We start from the raw sequence: 18,358 nt of genomic DNA on the forward strand, positions 1-18,358 counted from the left end.
GGTCGGCGCACCCGCACCCGCACCCGCACCGGTCGCCGCACCCGCACCCGCACCGGTCGCAGCACCGGTCGCAGCACCGGTCGCAGCACCGGTAGTCGCATCCGCTCCGACCCCCATTGCCGCAGCGCCCGCTGCGGTTGTGGAGGCTCCGGTCGCCCGCGGTTCGCACGCCGGGACCAGCGGGTACGTCACCCCGATCGTGCGCAAGCTCGCCAACGAGGCCGGTGTCGACCTGTCGACCATCAGCGGCACCGGAGTGGGCGGACGCATCCGCAAGGAAGACATCGTGCAGGCTTCGTCAGCGCGGCCAGCCACGGCCGCGCCGGTCGTTGAGGTCTCGCCGCTGCGCGGAACCACCCAGCCGATGTCGCGCCTGCGCAAGGTCGTCGCCGAGCGTGCTGTCATCTCGATGCAATCATCCGCTCAGCTCACGACTGTGATCGAGGTCGATGTCACCCGTGTCGCCATGCTGCGTGACCAGGTCAAGGATGCGTTCGCCGAGAAGACCGGCAACAAGCTCTCGTTCCTGCCGTTCTTCGCCCTGGCCGCGGCCGAGGCACTTCGTGCCATCCCGATCGTGAACGCCACGATCGAGGGCGACACGATCGTCTATCCGGCCCAGGAAAACATTAGCATCGCGGTCGATACCGAACGTGGTCTGCTGACTCCGGTTGTGCGTAACGCCGGCGAACTCGATCTGGCCGGTTTTGCCGCCCAGATCGCGGATCTCGCTGCCCGCACCCGGGACAATAAACTTAAGCCCGACGAGCTCAGCGGCGGAACATTCACCCTGACCAACACCGGTTCGCGTGGCGCCCTGTTTGACACTCCCGTGGTGTTCCTGCCGCAGAGCGCCATCCTGGGCACCGGCATCGTGTATAAGAAGCCGCTCGTCGTCACTACCGACGGCCTCGACGCGATCGCGATTCGTTCGAGCGTGTACCTCGCGCTGTCCTACGATCACCGCATTGTCGACGGAGCGGATGCTGCCCGCTTCCTCACCACGATGAAGGCACGTCTGGAAGCTGGAGCGTTCGAGGGCAACCTCGGTATCTAAACTCCAGGATCTGTCGACGCTGAGCAATTCAGTAGTCGAAAATCTCACGAAGACGCCAGCCGCCCTCGCCCTTGACTGCAAGGACCGAGGCCGGCTGGCCTTTTTTGTTCCCGGCGACAGGGGCCAGTGCGACAACGGCCAGGTTGCCGGTTCGTTCCGCGAGGGTCGGCAGAAAGCCCACGTAGTCTGGCAGTTGCAGCCCTGACCCGCCCTGTTGCTGCTGACGCGTGTCGTAGCTGTCCAGAGCCAGCACGGCCGAGCCGGTCTGGTCGACGTCCACCAGGCAGACGAGGGACGCCGCAGCGAGGCAAGCGGCGCGGCCGGCCAACAGCGCCATCACGGCCGCGACCGGATCATCCCCCGCAATCGCAGCTGCATCCGGCGTTTGAAGGCCCGACGGGGCACCACTGGGCTGGCTCTGGTCTGAAGAATGGTCGCTATTCTCCGGTGTCGCGGCCGTTGCGGGCGGGCCGGCAGCCACCGCGTCGGCGACCGGACCGGGTCGCCCGGAGTGCCCGGTTAGCGGAAACAACGTCAGTGCCAGCACGAGCACACTGACTCCGCCCAGACCCGCCACCAGGATAGGTCGCCGACGACCATGCAGTCGTTTACGCAGGCCATGCTTCAGGGCCTCGACCGGGCGCGCGTCAACCAAGCTGTTGAGCAGCCGGCTGAGGCGCTGCCGAGACCCGGCGGCCCGCGCCACAAAGTTGCTGAGGGCCCAGGAAGGCGATCTCACGCACGCATTCAAAGCGGAAGGATACGGGTCGGGCTCGTGCAAAACGGTTTCGTCGTCTTCTGGGGCGTACCGGCCCGGCGCAGTCCGTTCGGTGGCATGGCCGCGTTCGCTGAACGCGGCTCGGACCTGCACTTTTCCGATCCGCCGGGCTGGCTCCGCAATCTCCCGGCCACCGATCGACGGGCCAGCCGACCAGGCGTTGCCGGGATTCGGTTCGGTGGCGGGTCGAAAACCCCGCAGCGGTTCCGCCTCGGCCCAGTCGAACAGGGCACGTTCCAGATCCACCAGGACCGCTTCCGTCGGTTCCGATGCGAGGAACGCTCCCGCTTCTGCTCCGGACCGACCAGCACTATCGCTTGGATTCACGGCATCGTGGAGCCGACGGATCAGTTCTGCCGCGCCGCGGCTGCGCGCGTCAGTCTCGGCGAGCCCATCACAGACGCACTGCCCGATGGTCGCCAGTCGGGTGTAATCGGCGCGGAGGAGCGGCATCCGTTCTCGTAGGGCGTCGCTGAACTGTCGGATCGCGCCGAACCCGGTTAGCACGGGCCGGCCGGTCGCGTCGAGCAGTATGGTGGCCTGGCTGAGACTGCCGTGCGCGAACTCAGCAGAATGCAGCGCATTCAAGGCCACCACGACGGGGGCGAGGAGGGTGACCACTTCGCCCGGCGACAGCACTGGGTGTTCGATCAAATAACGGGCCAACGACCCCCCGGCGAGCCGTTCCAGGACCAGGCAAATGCGACCATCACCGAGCTGCGCAACATCGAGCAGCCGGACGAGCCCCGGCGCTGCGGCCGAGGTAAGAACGGCGATGTCGCTCTCGATGCTCGCCGACTCGGTGTCGGCACGGAATACCTTGAGGGCAACCATGGTGCCGCTGCCGGAATGTCCTAGATAGATTGAGGCACGGTCCCCCGTGCCGAGCAGCCGAATTAGTCGTTAGCCAGCAACAACGCAGTCGCTGTCCAGCACTGCCGAACCCGGCTCACGATTTCTGTCGACTGTCAACTGCGACCGCGGACCGAGTCGGTTCGGGTCATCGAATCTGATCGGGCCATCGACCGGAGTCGGAGGCACTGCGCTTCGTCGTTTCACGAGACCATGTTCTCGCAAGGAACGGGTCAGAAGACCTGGCAGGCACGCACCGGTGCACAACCGGCGAAGCGGGAAAGCGGGGAGGAGGCCAGGAACTTGTCGGCAGCCAGGCCGGCATAAGTCTGCCGCTTGCCCTGACTCCCTCGCTGACCCCCTAGACTGGGCCAATGCTCGACTTTGTCGTCGCGGGGCTAAGCGCCAACTCCGTGCCGTATGTTGAGGGCCTAGAGCTCCAACGCGCAGTCCACCGTTCCGTCGTCGCCCGTGAGCGACCGGACACAGTCCTCCTCTTGGAGCATCCCGCAGTGTACACAGCGGGTAAACGCACCCTGCCGGAGGAACGCCCCGTCGACGACACCCCGGTGATCGACGTCGACCGCGGCGGCAAAATAACCTGGCACGGCCCGGGGCAGCTAGTCGGCTACCCTATCCTGCACCTGGCAGAACCGGTCGACGTCGTCGGTTACGTTCGTTCCCTCGAGGGCATGTTGATTGAGGTGCTGATCGGATTTGGGATCGACGCCGTCCGGGTAGCCGGACGTTCAGGTGTTTGGGTCGGACCGGCCGGACACGAAGACAAGATCGCCGCCATCGGCATCCGCGTCGCCCAGGGTGTCACCATGCACGGGTTCGCGCTTAACTGCAGCAACTCCCTCGAGCCGTACGACCGCATCATCGCCTGCGGAATTCGCGATGCCGGAGTGACCACAATGTCCCGCGTCCTCGGCCGCACCGTTGAGCCGAGTGAACTCATCGACTCCATCACCGCTGGCTTTCGTCGCGCGCTTGGAGCCGACACCGACAGTCTGAACCCCGTCAGCCTCGACACCGTCAGGACGAACGCATGAATGCAGCACCCGAAGGTCGCAAGCTCCTGCGCCTGGAAATTCGCAACGCCGAAACTCCGATCGAACGGAAGCCAGCCTGGATCAAGACCGTCGCCAGAATGGGCCCCGAATATCAGAAGCTGCAGAGCCTCGTGAAAAGCGAAAACCTGCACACGGTATGCCAGGAAGCCGGCTGCCCCAACATCTTTGAGTGCTGGGAAGACCGCGAAGCCACCTTCTTGATCGGTGGCTCGCAGTGCACGCGGCGCTGTGACTTCTGCCAGATCGACACGGGCAAGCCGGCCGATTACGACACCGACGAGCCGCGCCGCGTCGGCGAATCGGTTGTCGCCATGAACCTGCGCTATGCCACCGTAACCGGTGTGGCCAGGGACGACCTGCCCGACGAGGGGGCCTGGCTCTATGCCGAGACCATTCGCCAGATCCACCAGCAGAGTCCCGGAACCGGCGTCGAGATTCTGGTGCCGGACTTCTCCGGCAACCCGGAGCATCTCGCACAGGTGTTCTCAGCCCAACCGGAGGTTTTCGCGCACAACGTTGAGACCGTACCGCGCATCTTCAAGCGCATCCGTCCAGCCTTTCGCTACGACCGTTCGCTCGACGTCCTCACCCAGGGCCGCAACGCCGGCCTGATCACCAAGTCGAACCTCATCCTGGGAATGGGGGAAGAACGCGCGGAGATCACTCAGGCCCTGCACGACTTGTACGAGGCAGGCACCGACATCATCACCATCACGCAGTACCTGCGGCCGAGTGCCCGACACCTGCCGGTCGCCCGCTGGGTGCGCCCGGAGGAATTCGTCGAACTCAACGAGGAAGCCAGAGAGATCGGTTTTCTCAGCGTGCTCTCCGGTCCGCTGGTGCGCTCGTCCTATCGGGCCGGTCGCCTGTGGGCCCAGTCCATGGTCGCCACCGGGCGCGAAATTCCCGTCGAATTGCGTCAGCTGGCGGATGCCCAGCTCGGTTTTGCCCAAGCAGTCTCCTGATGCGAGAACACCGCCGAATTCGGTCACTCGGCATTCGAGCGACTGGGTAGTCTTGTACCCATGGCACGCAGCAAGGAAAAGACCCCCAAAAAACCGAAGAAGCCCGGCCGCTTGAAGCAAATGTGGCAGGTTTTCCAGATGACGAGACGATATGACTCGAATATCGTCTGGATTCTGGTTCTGGCCTTCCTCATCCCCGTTCTGATCAGCCTGGCGCTGGCCCTGCTGATTCCCGGCAGCAACGTCTTCACGATGGTGCTGTGGATTGTCGCTGGCGTGCTCGCTGGCATTCTGGCGATGCTCATCATTCTGGGGCGGCGCGCTGAGAAAGCCGCCTATTCGCAGATCGAGGGCCAGCCTGGTGCCGTCGGGGCCGTGCTGCGCAGTTCGCTCAAGCGGGGATGGGTTGGCAGTGAAATGCCGGTCGCTGTCAACGGCAAGACACAGGATGCTGTCTATCGCGCTGTCGGTCGCGGTGGGGTCGTACTGATCAGCGAGGGTCCGAAAACGCGTACTACACGCATGCTCGACGAAGAAAAGCGTAAAATCGTGCGCATCGGCGGCAACGTTGGCGTAACGGTCATCTCGGTCGGGCCCGACGACGACGCCGTGCCGCTGCACAAGCTGGCCCGCCGCCTCACCCGGATCAAGCCCACCCTGACCAAGGCCGAAGTTCTTGCGGTCAACAACCGCCTGAACTCCATGGGCACCAAACTTCCCATTCCCAAGGGCGTCGACCCGATGAAGGCACGCCCGCAGCGCGGCTGACTCCAGATAGATTCACCCGATCCCGGGGAACGAGAAGAAGGGCCCACGCTTCGCGTGCGGCCCTTCTTCCAATTTGTTCGGGCTGTGCAGTACCGACCGGCTCCCTACTGACGTATGAGCGCCGTTCCGGCGATCTTGTCGTGGAAGCCGCGCTGATCGGAATCCCACACCAAGGCGGGGAGGGCAATCCCGAGCAGCAGCGAACGCACTACCGGCCGCCACAGCCCGATCCAGCCGCCGTGAATGGAGATGAGCCGCAGGCCAACGAACCGGTGGCCGATACTCGACCCGATTGTCGGAATGAACACGATCTGCATGATGACGAAGATGATCAGGTTCGCGGCCGGATCGTAGTTGAAGAAGATCGCCGACACCGCGATCGCAATGGCCCAGTCGATGGCGAAACCCAGAATTCGTCTCCCCGGCCGCCCGATCGAATTCGGTCCGACCTGGGGTAACCCGAGCCGCTCGCCCGGCCATTTACTGGGTGGCACTGGGCCAAAAGTGTTCGGGCGGGAGTTGGAGTCTGGCACTTGATGAGTCTACCGAGCAGGCTCCCCTGTAACATGTGTGAAACATAAGCGTCACGGACAAGTAACGCAGCGCTACTAATCTCAGTGAAGCCGATGTATCCGATTCGGCTGTTTCCACGCCCACGTCGTCTGGAGTTTATCCGCATGTTCCGCGATTCGTCAGAAGTGCTCAAATTCATCAAAGACACGGACGTCAAGTTCCTTGACATCCGTTTCACCGATCTTCCCGGTGTGCAGCAGCACTTCAACATCCCGGCATCCACCGTTGATGAAGAATTCTTCACCGTTGGTCAGATGTTCGATGGCTCGTCGATCCGCGGTTTCGCGTCGATCCACGAATCCGACATGCAGCTCATCCCCGACGTGTCGACCGCGTACATCGACGCATTCCGTACCGAGCGCACGCTCATTATGTTGTTCGACATCTACAACCCGCGCAACGGCGAGATCTACTCCAAGGACCCGCGCCAGGTAGCCAAGAAGGCTGAAAAGTACCTCGCCTCGACCGGCATCGGCGACACCGCATTCTTCGGCTCGGAAGCCGAGTTCTACATCTTCGACGATGTGCGCTACGAAGTGAATCAGCACACCAGCTTTTACTCCGTCGACTCCGGTGAAGGGGCCTGGAACTCCGGCAAGAAGGAAGAAGGCGGAAACCTCGCCAACAAGACGCCGTTCAAGGGCGGCTACTTTCCGGTCAGCCCGGTTGACCAGCACGCTGACATGCGCGATGACATCTGCCTCAAGCTGATCGAAGCCGGCCTCATCCTTGAGCGCAGCCACCACGAGGTCGGCACCGGCGGCCAGGGCGAGATCAACTACAAGTTCGACACCATGGTGCACGCCGCGGACGACCTGCTCAAGTTCAAGTACATCGTCAAGAACACCGCCCACGACTGGGGCAAGACGGCGACTTTCATGCCCAAGCCGCTCTTCGGCGACAACGGCTCCGGCATGCACACCCACCAGTCCCTCTGGGCCGACGGCAAGCCGTTGTTCTACGATGAGGCCGGCTATGGCGGACTCTCCGATGTGGCTCGCTGGTACATCGGAGGCCTGCTCAAGCACGCCCCGGCCGTTCTCGCGTTCACGAACCCGACGGTGAATTCGTACCACCGTCTCGTCCCCGGCTTCGAAGCACCGGTCAACCTGGTCTACTCAGCCGGCAACCGGTCGGCATCGATCCGTATCCCGATCACCGGCACCAACCCGAAGGCGAAGCGCCTCGAGTTCCGTGCACCCGATGCCTCCGGCAACCCGTACCTTGCCTTCGCTGCACAGCTCATGGCCGGTCTCGACGGCATCAAGAACCGCACCGAACCGCACGAGCCCGTCGACAAGGACCTCTACGAGCTGCCGCCCGAAGAAGCAAAGAACATCCCCCAGGTTCCGGCTTCGCTCGAGGAAGCCTTGCAAGCCCTCGAAGCCGACCACGACTTTCTGCTGGCCGGAAACGTGTTCACCCCTGAGCTGATCGAGACCTGGATCGAGTACAAGCGCGAAAACGAGATCAAGCCGCTCGCCCAGCGCCCGCACCCGTTCGAGTTCGAGCTGTACTACGGGGTCTGAGCCGCCTCACTGAGAAGCCGCAGAGTTAGAAAGGACCGCATCTTTCGGATGCGGTCCTTTTACGTTGCGGATGGGCTCGCGCAGGCTCAGCCGGCTGTGGGACCCGGCCGCTCCACCGGGCCGTAGAACAGCCGTTCAAAGACAGCGCGGGCTCGTCGCGTGACGGCGAGATAGTCGTCCTCCAGCTGGTTGCCCGACCCCGGTGGGTATTCCATCACACGGGCGATACCCTCGAGGGCTGCGCGATCCGTCGGAAGTACGTTCGAGGTGTGATTGGTCCACAGTGTGATGGCCGAGCGCGCGCGGGACGCGAAAATCCAGGCGCTGCGCAACACTGCGGCATCCGCTGCTGGAATCAAACCCGCGGTCACCGCCTCGGTCAGCGCGTGCAGTGTCGACGTCGTGCGGAGCGCCGGAGTGGCTGCGGCGTGTTGTAATTGAAGCAATTGCACGAGCCACTCGACGTCGCTGAGCGACCCGCGGCCCAGCTTGAGGTGCCGGTTCGGGTCGGCTCCCTGCGGCAGGCGCTCGTTCTCGACCCGCGCCTTGATGCGGCGGACCTCACGCACGGCCTGCTCGCTGATATTGCTCGGATACCGCACCTCATCAGCCACGGCCTCGAAGTCGCGCAGCAGCGCGACATCCCCGGCGACTCCGCGACCGCGCAGCAGCGCCTGGGCTTCCCAGGTGAGTGACCAGCGCCGGTAGTAGGCCTGGTATGACTCCAGTGACCGCACCACGGGCCCATTGCTGCCCTCGGGGCGCAGGCCGATGTCCAGATCAAGCGGCAGGCGGGCGTCATCGTTCAGCCGGTTGAGTTCACGCACGATGAATCTGGCGCGCTCGTTGGCAGCTTCACCCTCGAGGGCACCGGCGCGAAAGACATACATGACATCGGCGTCGGAGCCGAAACCGAGCTCAGCGCCACCAAAGCGGCCCATACCGATGACCGCGAATTCGATTCCATCGGGTGAAGCGGATGCCGTGCTTTGCGCCGGATCACTGAGTTCGCCTCCGCGAATGGCCGCGATCACACCTTGGATATAGGTTGCATTCACATCGGTGAGGCCCTGACCCAGCTGGTCGAGGTTGATTTGGCCGAGGAGTGAGGCGAACGCCAGGCGGAGCATTTCGCGTCGGCGTGCCGCCCGCAGGATGGCTGCGGCGGCATCCGCACTCTCATGTCGGCCGAGCACCGCACTTGTTTCGTCCCGCAGGGCCTTGAGCGGACGCGGTTGCAGGTCGTCCTCGTCCTCCAACCAGGCGACCGCTTCAGGAATCTTCTCGAGCAGCTCCCCGATGTAGCGGCTGCCGGACAGTACCCGGGTGAGCCGCTCCGCAGCGCCGGACGAGTCGCGCAGCATGCGCAGGAACCAGTAGGTCGAGCCGAGGTTGTCGCTGAGTCGCCGAAACGCGAGAAATCCATAGTCGGGATCAGCCCCCTGGGACAGCCACTGCAGCAGGACGGGCAGCAGATGACGTTGAATTGCCGCGCGTCTCGATACGCCACCCGAGAGCGCCGCGATGTGAGCGAGGGCGCCCTTGGTGTTGAGGAAACCAATCGCGGCCAGCCGAGCCTCCGCCTGCTCGCTGGTCAAATTCAGGCCCTCAGCTGAGAGGGACGCTACCGCGGAAAGCAGTGGACGGTAAAACAGCCGTTCGTGCAAGCCGCGCACGCGTTGCTTGGTCTCCGCCCAGCGGATGGTCAGCCCGGCGGCGCTCGTCGCCAGACCGGTCGACCGCGCCAGCACCCGCAGGTTCGCCTCGTCCCGGGGAACCAAATGTGTACGGCGCAGCTTCTGCAGCTGCAGCCGGTGCTCCATCAGACGCAGCATGCGGTAGTCCTGGGCGAATTCGGTCGCTTCGGCCCGCCCGACGTAGCCGGCCGTGGCCAGTGCGGTCAGGGCGGGGAGGGTGCCGGCCTGGCGCACCTCTGGATCGGTCTGGCCATGCACAAGCTGTAGCAACTGCACCGTAAACTCGATATCGCGCAGACCGCCCGGCCCGAGCTTGAGCTGCACATCGACCTCATCGTCGGGGATATTGTCGGTGACGCGCTCCCGCATCCGCTGCACGGACTCGACGAAATTCTCCCGGCTGGCGCTGCTCCAGACCTTGGGCGTGACGGCGTCGATGTAGCGCCGTCCGAGCTCGGGGTCGCCAGCGAGCGTGCGCGCCTTGAGCAGGGCCTGGAACTCCCAACTCTTGGCCCAGCGATCGTAGTAGGCGAGGTGGGATTTGATCGAACGCACGAGCGCACCGCTCTTACCCTCAGGGCGCAGGTTGGGGTCGACCTCCCAGAGTTCCGGTTCGAGGGCGGATTCTCCCAGGCCACGCATAATGAGTACGGCCAGCCGGGTGGCGATCTCGACGGCGCGGGAGTTTTCCAACCCGACTGTTTCATCACCATCTGCGACAAAGATGACGTCGACATCGCTGACATAGTTGAGTTCACTTGCGCCGGCTTTGCCCATGCCGATAATCGCCAGCCGGGTCGCGCGCACCTGTTCGGCGGGGAACACGCCCCGGCCGGCCGACTCGCCGCTGCACATGGTACGCGCCACGGCGAGGGCGGCCTCGAGGGCCGCCGTCGCGAGGTCGGACAGCGTGCGGGTCACGCCGTCGAGCCCGGCCACAGGGTCGTCCTGTTCGAGGTCGAAGGCCGCTAGTTGCGCCAGCCGCCGGCGATACCGNCCGCTAGTTGCGCCAGCCGCCGGCGATACCGCACCCGAAGGGCGATCCAGGCCTCCTCGTCCACCAGGCGGGAGAATCCGTTGCTCGCGCCCACCGACTCCAATAGGTCGCGCACCAGTTCGTCGACGCTGGGCAGCACAACCAGCGGTGCTTTGAGGACGGACAATTCGTTCGGGTGTCGGAGAAAGAATTCGGCCAGGCCGCTCGAAGCCCCGAGCACTTTGAGCAGACGCCCAGCCGAAGCGGGTGACTGCAGCAGACGGAACAGCTCAGCTGATCCCTGCCGGAGCAGAGCAACCAAGGCGACCAGCGCCGCATCCGGACTGGCCGTTTTTGTCAGGAGCGGCAGCAACTGGCGTGTCTCGGTTAACCGGTCGGTCACCTCGGACGAGCTGTATGCGCTGCTCGCACCGAGGTGCACGACCTCGTCGAGCCGACCGCGCACCTCGGTGAGGTCCACGAAGCCGACCCGAACAAGCTCGGTCAGGGATAAGTGCAAACGCTCCATCGCGGGTGATTCCTTCGATCATCGACACCGGGTGCGAGTTAGAGCATCTCCAGATTTTTCTGCAGCTCAAACGGAGTGACCTGCGACCGGTAGTCGCGCCATTCCTGGCGCTTGTTCAGCAGTACGTAGTTGAAGACCTGTTCCCCGAGTGTCTCTGCGACGAGTTCGGACTCTTCCATGAACTGAATGGCATGGTCGAGGCTCGCCGGCAGCTGCGTGTAGCCGAGGGCACGGCGCTCCGTGTCGCTGAGGCTCCAGACGTTGTCTTCGGCTTCGGGCGGCAGCTCGTAGCCCTCCTCGATGCCCTTGAGGCCGGCAGCCAACATGAGCGAGTAGGCGAGGTAAGGGTTGGCCGCTGAATCGATCGCCCGGTACTCGACTCGAGCGCTCTGGCCCTTGTTCGGCTTGTACAGTGGTACCCGCACGAGGGCCGAGCGGTTGTTGTGGCCCCAGCAGACGAAGCTCGGGGCCTCGTCACCGCCCCACAGCCGCTTGTAGGAATTGACGAACTGGTTGGTCACCGCGGTGATTTCCGGCGCGTGCTTGAGCAGCCCGGCGATGAACTGGCGGCCGATCTTGGATAGCTGATACTTGGCGCCGGCCTCGTAGAACGCGTTCGCGTCGCCCTCAAACAGCGACATGTGGGTGTGCATGCCGGATCCGGGGTGCTCAGACATGGGCTTGGGCATGAACGTCGCGTAGACGCCCTGCTCGATGGCGACTTCCTTGACCACTGTGCGGAAGGTCATGATGTTATCGGCTGTGGTCAGCGCATCGGCGTACCGCAGGTCGATCTCGTTCTGGCCGGGTCCCGCTTCGTGGTGGCTGAACTCCACCGAAATTCCCAGGTCTTCGAGCATGCGCACGGAGCGGCGACGGAAGTCGTGCGCCGTGCCGCCGGGAACGTTGTCGAAGTAGCCGGCCGAGTCGACCGGAATCGGGCCGTTCTTGCCGTACTTCGAGGACTTGAGCAGGTAGAACTCCACCTCGGGGTGAGTGTAAAACGTGAAGCCGCGGTCGGCTGCCTTGGCCAGGGTGCGCTTGAGCACGTTGCGCGGGTCTGCCACGGCGGGCTGCCCGTCGGGCGTGGTGATGTCGCAGAACATGCGGGCTGTCGGGTCGACCTCGCCGCGCCACGGCAGAATCTGGAACGTGGTGGGATCCGGGTGAGCGAGGACATCCGCTTCGAAGGAACGGGTGAGACCCTCGATGGCCGAGCCATCGAAACCGAGGCCTTCATTGAATGCACCTTCAACCTCGGCGGGAGCGATGGCGACCGATTTCAGAGTGCCGACGACATCGGTGAACCAGAGTCGAACGAACTTGATTCCTCGTTCCTCGATGGTCCGAAGAACGAAGTCGCGCTGCTTGTCCATTCACGCTCTTTCTGATTGCTCCAACTTTAATAACTACTGCTTAGGCTACTGGCTCCAGGGACGATTGCTTGCCTGACTAAACTTGTCGCATGCCAAAGTTGACAGTGCCAGAGCCCACGGTCCCTCCCGCCGATGTCGCGGTTCAGCAGCCGTACGGACACGCGCCCGAGGGCCCCAAACGGGTACGCACCAGACATTTCCAGACCGCCAAGCTGCAGGGCATTCCGATTACCGGCCTGACCAGCTACGACATGCTCACCGCACAGATTTTCGATGAGGCCGGTATCGACTTTCTCCTAGTCGGTGATTCCGCCGGCAATAACGTCTTCGGATACGAAACCACCCTGCCGGTCACGGTTGACGAGCTCATTCCGCTGACCCGCGCCGTAGCACGCGCGGTCACCCGCGCGCTCGTCGTCGCGGACATGCCGTTTGGGTCCTACGAGAGCGGGCCAGATCAGGCCCTGGCCACGGCCGTGCGGTTCATGAAGGAAGCCCAGGCGCACGCGGTCAAGCTGGAGGGTGGGGAGCGCAGCCACAAACAGATTCGGCGCATCGTGTCGGCTGGTATCCCGGTGATGGGTCATATCGGCTTCACCCCGCAGAGCGAGCACGGGCTCGGCGGCCACATCATCCAGGGGCGCGGCGAAGCGGCCGAGGCCCTCATTATCGACGCCCTCGCCGTGCAGGAGGCCGGGGCCTTTGCCGTGGTCCTCGAAATGGTTCCGGCCTCGGTCGCCGCTCAGGTGACCGAACGCCTGTCGATCCCGACTATCGGGGTCGGTGCCGGACCGTCCGTTGACGGTCAATTGCTGGTCTGGACCGATTTCGCCGGTATGACCAGCGGCCGGGTACCTCGGTTTGTGCGCCAGTATGCTGACGTGCGAGCTGTGCTGACGGATGCCGTACAACGGTTCACCGCCGATGTCGCCTCTGGTGCCTACCCGGCTCCAGAGCACAGCTACGAGTAGCACGCCTGCGGGCTGCTAGCGAGCGTCTCGCGCGTCGTCCTCAGACCACTTGGCGCTGTTCGCCCGCAGCTTTTCCAGGGCATGGGCGGCATCATCGCGGGTCACGAATGGTCCAACCCGATCCAGTGATGCCGACTGCAGACCGTGCTCGACCTCGCCGGTGCGCATGTTGTACCAGAATGCGTGTTCCTTGTTCTCGGCCATAAGCTTGATCCTATGCCTAAGGATTCAATCGGTCACCTCATCCCGGGAACGGTGTCATCGCCCCGTTCCGTTCCGTCCCACATCGTTCGCCCGGAGTACATCGGCAAGACCGGCCCGAGCCCCTTCACCGGCTCCGATGTCTATTCGCTCGAGAAAATCGAACTCATTCGCGAGTCGGGCAGCATCGCTGCCCGGGCCATCGCCGCCGTCGGCGCTGCAATCGTTCCCGGCGTCACAACCGAGGAACTTGACCGGATCGGCCACGACTACATGGTCGCGCACGACGCCTACCCCTCGACGCTCGGTTACCGCGGCTACCCCAAATCGTTGTGCAGCTCGGTCAACGAGGTCATCTGCCACGGTATCCCCGACAACACGGTGCTTGAAAACGGCGACATCGTGAACATCGACATCACCGCGTTCAAGAACGGGGTTCACGGCGACACCAACGTGACCTTTGTCGTCGGGGAAGCGAGCGAAGAGGTCACCCTGCTGGTCGAACGCACCCGCGAGGCGCTCGTCCGCGGCATCAAGGCCGTAGCCCCCGGACGACAGGTCAATGTGATCGGTCGCACGATCGAGTCCTACGCCAAACGCTTCAACTACGGTGTCATACGCGACTATACCGGGCACGGGGTCGGCGAAGCCTTCCACTCCGGCCTGATTATTCCGCACTATGACGCGCCGCAGTACGACACCGTGATGGAGGTCGGCATGGTCTTCACCATCGAGCCAATGCTCACGCTCGGCACGAGCGACTGGGACATCTGGGACGACGACTGGACGGTCCTCACCCGCGACCGCAGCATCACGGCGCAGTTTGAACACACTCTTGTGGTGACCGAACGTGGCGCCGAAATTCTAACCCTGCCCTGACCGCGCGCTCGACCAGATAGGTTCAATATATGACTGCAACGACGGCAATCGGCATCGACATCGGTGGCACCGGCATCAAGGGAGCCGTCGTCGATCTGTCGACCGGTGAGCTGCTCTCAGATCGGGTGAAGCTGCCGACGCCCAAGGGTGGCAGACCGCAGGACATCATTGAGACCACGCGCACCCTGCTCGGGACGGTGTCTCAGGGAGTCGGCGACCTGCCGGTCGGTGTCTGTTTTCCCGCGGTTGTGAAGAACGGGAGCACCATGTCGGCGGCGAACGTATCATCGAAGTGGATCGGCCTGGCCGCCGAGGCTTTGTTTGAAAAGGGCCTTGGGCTCCCAATTCACTTCGTCAACGACGCGGATGCCGCGGGGTACGCCGAAGCGCAGTTCGGGGCGGCGAAGGACGTTGCCGGCGTCGTACTGCTGACCACTCTCGGCACTGGAATCGGTTCGGCGCTGCTCAATGACGGTGTGCTGGTTCCGAACACGGAACTCGGCCACCTGCAGATCGACGGTCAGGACTACGAGACTCGGGCGGCGTACTCTGCCAAGGAACGCGAGAACCTGAGCTGGGACAAGTGGGCGATGCGCCTGCAGAAGTATTACTCGACCCTTGAACTGTTATTCACCCCCGACCTGTTCATTGTCGGCGGCGGCGTCTCCAAACACTATGAGGACTTCCTGCCGCTGCTGCGCCTGAAAACCAGGATCATTCCGGCCGTGCACCGCAACAATGCAGGCATCCTCGGTGCAGCCGCCCTCGCCGCCCGCCCTGTTTCCAGCTAGATCTGGCCGGTTAGGTCTTGCCGGCTGGCTCCCGCCCCGATTTTGGTCAGGGGAACGACAGAGGACCGACACCATGGCGATGGTGTCGGTCCTCTGTCGCTTCGGCCAGACGAAAGCTACCGGGCCATCCGTTCATCGACGGCGTCGTCCTCGGAAACTCGCTCAGACTCCATAACACGTTGGCGACGCTTCATCCAGTACGACAGGGCGAAGATCACGATCAGTGAAACATAGACGGTGGCCGCGATCGGTGATGCGATGAGCGCCGTCGGATCCCCCTGCGAGATCGCGAGCGACCGGCGCAGCTGGTTCTCAAAGATCGGGCCGAGAATAAGCCCGACCACCATCGGCGCGATCGGGTAGCCGTAGCGCCGCATGAAGAAGCCCAGCACGCCAACGACGAGCAGAATCCCCACGTCAACCGGCGTGAAATTGAGCGAGAACGCACCAAGCCCAGCGAACACCAGAATTCCCGCATACAGGTACGGACGTGGGATCTGCAGTATCTTTACCCAGATACCCACCAGCGGCAGGTTGAGAATCAGCAGCATCAGGTTGCCGACGTACAGGCTGGCGATGAGTGTCCAGACCAGTGCACCCTGGGTTTCAAAGAGCAGCGGCCCCGGCTGAATCTGATAGCGCTGGAATGCGACGAGCATCATCGCGGCCGTGGCCGTCGTCGGAATCCCGAGGGTCAGTAGCGGCACCAGAACTCCGGCCGCCGCCGCGTTGTTGGCCGATTCCGGGCCGGCAACGCCCTCGATGGCACCCTTGCCGAACTGTTTCTTGTTCGCACCGTTGGCCAGGCGGCGTTCGGCCGCATAGGAGAGGAAGGTAGCAACATCCGCTCCCCCGGCGGGAATCGTACCGATCGGGAAACCGATGAAGGTTCCGCGCAACCACGGCTTCCAGGACCGCTTCCAGTCGTCCTTCTTCATCCAGGTGGTCCAGCCGCCGGTGACCGGAATCACCTTGACCGGCCCGTGCCGCAGCCGGGACGCCACATACATGGCCTCGCCGACGGCGAACAAGCCGACGGCGACGAGTACAACGTCGATACCGTCGGCCAGGAATGGATTGCCGAAGGTGTAACGCTGCTGGCCGGTGAGGGCGTCGACGCCGATCAGCGCGATGAACAAGCCGAGGGCCAGCGACGCTAGCCCACGCAGAACGGATGCCCCGAGCAAGGCCCCCACGGTCAGGAATGCAACGAGCATGAGGGCCACATATTCGACCGGGCCGATTTGAATGGCGAACTCGGCCACGAATGGGGCGAGAAAGCTCAGCAACACCGTCGCGAGGGTGCCGGCGACAAACGACCCGAGGGCCGCCGTCGCGAGGGCTGCAGCGCCCCGTCCGGCCTTGGCCATCTTGTTGCCCTCGAGGGCTGTCACGATCGATGCCGACTCCCCCGGTGTATTGAGCAGGATCGATGTCGTCGATCCGCCGTACATGCCACCGTAGTAGATGCCGGCGAAGACGATGATGGCCGCGGTCGGTTCGAGGCTGTAGGTGATCGGCATCAGCAGGGCGATGGTCATGGCGGGTCCGATGCCCGGCAGCACGCCGATGGCGGTGCCGATGAAGACACCACCGAGCGCGTAAAGCAGATACATCGGCTGCATCGCCACGCTGAAGCCATTCATCAGGTTGATGAAGTTATCCATTGAAGATGGCCACCCCTTCCAGGAGAAAACCGGCCGGCAGGGACACGCCGAGGAGCCCCGCGAACACGAATTGCAGAATCAGGGCGAGCGCGATGCCGGTCAGGGCGTTGCGCCACCAGGGCTTCGCACCGAGCGACCAGGCCGCGCCGAAGAACAACACGGCGGCCGCGACGGGCCAGCCGAGCGGCACGATCAGCACAATATGAACGATGACGAAGCCGACGAGCTTCACGACGGTGAGCCAGTCGGTTTTGATGCTCGGGTCGACGTCTTCGCCCTCTTCGGCCACGCCGACGTGGCCGCGCAGGAGCTGAAAAATCAGGCCGATGCCAATCACGACAAGCAGTCCCGAGACCAGGAAGGGGAACGCGCGGGGACCGATGTCACTCGCTGAGGGCGGTGTGCGGATGTCGGCGCCGGCCACGAAGCCGACGATTCCCAAGCTGAGGATGACACACGCGAAAACTATTTCTCCGACGGTCCGGGCGGCGGTGGCACGGTTGGTGCCACCGCCGCCCAGCGACTCGGGTGTGGGAACGGTCATCGGGTTACAGCAGACCGATGTCTTTCAGCGTGACCTTCACTGTCGCGATGTCTTCGGTGAGGAAATCGGCGAACTCGTTACCGATCATGAAGGCATCCGCCCAGTTGTTATCAGTGAGTGTGGTCTGCCAAGTGTCGGTCGCGTGCAGGTCTTCCATCAGTGTGGTGAGAATTTCGGCCTGAGCGGCATCGATGGATCCGGGAGCGACCACTCCGCGCCAGTTCGTGAGCACGACGTCGATCCCTTGATCGGTCAGTGTTTCGGTGGCGGGAAGCTGCGGGGCAGCGTCCGATCCGGACACCGCCAGGGCCCGCAGTTTGCCGGCTTTGACCTGCTCGGCGTACTCTCCAACGCCGGAGATGCCGGCATTGACCTTGTTGCCGAGCAGCGCGGCCAGGGACTCTCCACCGCCCGAGTAGGGAATGTAGTTGAGCTTGTCAGCGCTGATGCCCTGTTCCTTGAGCATCATTCCGGCCAGGATGTGGTCGGCGCCGCCGGCCGATCCTCCAGTGATCGAGACAGCCTGGCCGGTCTCGCCAATGTCATCGAGCAGATCGCCAATGGTGTCGTACGGGGAATCGGTCGGAACGACCACGACGAGCGGCTCGTCGGTGAGGCGGGCGATCGGGGTGGTGTCTTCGATGCGGTTGGCGGAGTTGTTCGTTTCGACGGCACCGACCATGACATAGCCCATGACCATGAGGGTGTTGATATCCTTCTCGGTCTTCATCGCGGCGAGCCCGTTCGTGCCGCCGGCGCCGCCCACGTTGACGACGGAGGCGCTCGTCACGAGATCGTTGGCCTGCAGGTCCTTTTCGATGGCCCTACCGGTCTGGTCCCAGCCGCCGCCCGGGTCGGCTGGAACGATGATGTTGAGCTTGTCGATGCCGGCTGCAGCCTCATTGCTGTTGCCGCTGGTCGCTGCCGGGGTGCTGCACCCGGCGAGAAGTAGAACGGATGCTGCCGCCGTAACGATCAAACCGGTTCGACGCGTCATTGAGCCTTGTTTCATGCTGTTTTCCTCTATTCACTCCACTGTGATGCGTATGGCTACGCTGTATCTCAGCGTATGGAGCCCCGCCGATCAGCGGAAGAATTCGGTCATAGTGCGCATATTGGTCATTACGGA

At 63.5% G+C, this 18,358-nt stretch carries 15 protein-coding genes and 1 pseudogene; 8 read left to right on the top strand and 8 right to left on the bottom strand.

The genetic code is table 11. From position 1 onward, the window contains the following. Positions 1 to 1,057: 2-oxo acid dehydrogenase subunit E2 (locus CXY71_RS05785; protein WP_104134717.1), on the top strand; the 1,057-nt coding region annotated here is incomplete at its 5' end. Positions 1,058 to 1,085: 28 nt separating this feature from the next. On the opposite strand, the gene CXY71_RS05790 is transcribed toward CXY71_RS05785, so the two are convergent. Then, positions 1,086 to 2,732, bottom strand: a complete 1,647-nt coding sequence (locus CXY71_RS05790; RefSeq protein WP_104134718.1) for a protein kinase — start codon at positions 2,730 to 2,732, stop codon at positions 1,086 to 1,088. A 329-nt stretch (positions 2,733 to 3,061) separates the two neighbouring features. Here CXY71_RS05790 and lipB point away from each other — a divergent pair, with 329 nt between their 5' ends. From lipB to CXY71_RS05805, 3 genes are read left to right on the top strand one after another with little or no spacing between them, the layout of a single operon-like run. Continuing rightward, complete coding sequence (lipB, locus tag CXY71_RS05795) at positions 3,062 to 3,742, top strand: lipoyl(octanoyl) transferase LipB (protein ID WP_104134719.1); 681 nt, start codon at positions 3,062 to 3,064, stop codon at positions 3,740 to 3,742. After that, complete coding sequence (lipA, locus tag CXY71_RS05800) at positions 3,739 to 4,728, top strand: lipoyl synthase (RefSeq protein ID WP_104134720.1); 990 nt, start codon at positions 3,739 to 3,741, stop codon at positions 4,726 to 4,728. The genes lipB and lipA overlap by 4 nt, the downstream gene beginning before the upstream one ends. Positions 4,729 to 4,788: 60 nt before the next feature. Then, a complete protein-coding gene (locus CXY71_RS05805) occupies positions 4,789 to 5,496 on the top strand; it encodes a DUF4191 domain-containing protein (protein ID WP_104132502.1) in 708 nt (235 codons plus the stop codon). A 104-nt stretch (positions 5,497 to 5,600) separates the two neighbouring features. Here CXY71_RS05805 and CXY71_RS05810 read toward each other — a convergent pair whose 3' ends face one another. Continuing rightward, positions 5,601 to 6,029, bottom strand: a complete 429-nt coding sequence (locus CXY71_RS05810) for an RDD family protein (protein WP_104134721.1) — start codon at positions 6,027 to 6,029, stop codon at positions 5,601 to 5,603. Positions 6,030 to 6,173: 144 nt separating this feature from the next. Here CXY71_RS05810 and glnA point away from each other — a divergent pair, with 144 nt between their 5' ends. Then, entirely contained in the window at positions 6,174 to 7,598 is a 1,425-nt protein-coding gene (glnA, locus tag CXY71_RS05815; protein ID WP_104134755.1) for a type I glutamate--ammonia ligase, read from the top strand. A gap of 86 nt (positions 7,599 to 7,684) precedes the next feature. Here glnA and CXY71_RS05820 read toward each other — a convergent pair. Continuing rightward, positions 7,685 to 10,800, bottom strand: a pseudogene (locus CXY71_RS05820) (bifunctional [glutamine synthetase] adenylyltransferase/[glutamine synthetase]-adenylyl-L-tyrosine phosphorylase). Positions 10,801 to 10,838: 38 nt separating this feature from the next. Continuing rightward, the gene (locus tag CXY71_RS05825) at positions 10,839 to 12,176 is read right to left on the bottom strand and encodes a glutamine synthetase family protein (protein WP_092108031.1); all 1,338 of its coding nucleotides are present in this window, start codon (positions 12,174 to 12,176) and stop codon (positions 10,839 to 10,841) included. A gap of 98 nt (positions 12,177 to 12,274) precedes the next feature. Between CXY71_RS05825 and panB the strand changes: the two genes are divergently transcribed. After that, positions 12,275 to 13,147, top strand: coding sequence for a 3-methyl-2-oxobutanoate hydroxymethyltransferase (gene panB / locus CXY71_RS05830; RefSeq protein WP_233198384.1), 873 nt, complete (start codon positions 12,275 to 12,277; stop codon positions 13,145 to 13,147). 15 nt (positions 13,148 to 13,162) lie between these two features. Here the strand turns inward: panB and CXY71_RS05835 are convergent, their stop codons facing one another. Further along, positions 13,163 to 13,351: a hypothetical protein gene (locus CXY71_RS05835; RefSeq protein ID WP_104134723.1), complete on the bottom strand. Its 189-nt coding sequence runs from the start codon at positions 13,349 to 13,351 to the stop codon at positions 13,163 to 13,165. Between the two features lie 12 nt (positions 13,352 to 13,363). On the opposite strand from CXY71_RS05835, the gene map reads away from it, so the two are divergent. Both map and ppgK read left to right on the top strand, forming a co-directional pair. After that, complete coding sequence (gene map, locus CXY71_RS05840) at positions 13,364 to 14,227, top strand: type I methionyl aminopeptidase (protein ID WP_104134724.1); 864 nt, start codon at positions 13,364 to 13,366, stop codon at positions 14,225 to 14,227. Positions 14,228 to 14,256: 29 nt separating this feature from the next. Next, positions 14,257 to 15,018, top strand: a complete 762-nt coding sequence (gene ppgK / locus CXY71_RS05845; protein WP_104134725.1) for a polyphosphate--glucose phosphotransferase — start codon at positions 14,257 to 14,259, stop codon at positions 15,016 to 15,018. 116 nt (positions 15,019 to 15,134) lie between these two features. Here the strand turns inward: ppgK and CXY71_RS05850 are convergent, their stop codons facing one another. The 3 genes from CXY71_RS05850 to CXY71_RS05860 are packed head-to-tail and all read right to left on the bottom strand — an operon-like array spanning position 15,135 to position 18,226. Then, positions 15,135 to 16,685: a tripartite tricarboxylate transporter permease gene (locus CXY71_RS05850; RefSeq protein ID WP_104134726.1), complete on the bottom strand. Its 1,551-nt coding sequence runs from the start codon at positions 16,683 to 16,685 to the stop codon at positions 15,135 to 15,137. After that, a complete protein-coding gene (locus CXY71_RS05855) occupies positions 16,678 to 17,229 on the bottom strand; it encodes a tripartite tricarboxylate transporter TctB family protein (protein ID WP_104134727.1) in 552 nt (183 codons plus the stop codon). The genes CXY71_RS05850 and CXY71_RS05855 overlap by 8 nt, the downstream gene beginning before the upstream one ends. Positions 17,230 to 17,233: 4 nt before the next feature. Next, entirely contained in the window at positions 17,234 to 18,226 is a 993-nt protein-coding gene (locus CXY71_RS05860; RefSeq protein WP_233204469.1) for a tripartite tricarboxylate transporter substrate binding protein, read from the bottom strand. Between the last annotated feature and the right edge of the window lie 132 nt (positions 18,227 to 18,358).

The sequence above is a fragment of the Cryobacterium sp. Y62 genome (assembly GCF_002929785.1).
GTDB lineage: Bacteria > Actinomycetota > Actinomycetes > Actinomycetales > Microbacteriaceae > Cryobacterium.

What these genes read in the sequence shown, in the direction of transcription:
- lipB (WP_104134719.1), top strand. Translation starts at nt 3,062, where the DNA reads ATGCTCGACTTTGTCGTCGCGGGGCTAAGCGCCAACTCCGTGCCGTAT.
- lipA (WP_104134720.1), top strand. Translation starts at nt 3,739, where the DNA reads ATGAATGCAGCACCCGAAGGTCGCAAGCTCCTGCGCCTGGAAATTCGC.
- CXY71_RS05805 (WP_104132502.1), top strand. Translation starts at nt 4,789, where the DNA reads ATGGCACGCAGCAAGGAAAAGACCCCCAAAAAACCGAAGAAGCCCGGC.
- glnA (WP_104134755.1), top strand. Translation starts at nt 6,174, where the DNA reads ATGTTCCGCGATTCGTCAGAAGTGCTCAAATTCATCAAAGACACGGAC.
- CXY71_RS05825 (WP_092108031.1), bottom strand. Translation starts at nt 12,176, where the DNA reads ATGGACAAGCAGCGCGACTTCGTTCTTCGGACCATCGAGGAACGAGGA.
- CXY71_RS05835 (WP_104134723.1), bottom strand. Translation starts at nt 13,351, where the DNA reads ATGGCCGAGAACAAGGAACACGCATTCTGGTACAACATGCGCACCGGC.
- map (WP_104134724.1), top strand. Translation starts at nt 13,364, where the DNA reads ATGCCTAAGGATTCAATCGGTCACCTCATCCCGGGAACGGTGTCATCG.
- ppgK (WP_104134725.1), top strand. Translation starts at nt 14,257, where the DNA reads ATGACTGCAACGACGGCAATCGGCATCGACATCGGTGGCACCGGCATC.
- CXY71_RS05850 (WP_104134726.1), bottom strand. Translation starts at nt 16,685, where the DNA reads ATGGATAACTTCATCAACCTGATGAATGGCTTCAGCGTGGCGATGCAG.
- CXY71_RS05855 (WP_104134727.1), bottom strand. Translation starts at nt 17,229, where the DNA reads ATGACCGTTCCCACACCCGAGTCGCTGGGCGGCGGTGGCACCAACCGT.
- CXY71_RS05860 (WP_233204469.1), bottom strand. Translation starts at nt 18,226, where the DNA reads ATGACGCGTCGAACCGGTTTGATCGTTACGGCGGCAGCATCCGTTCTA.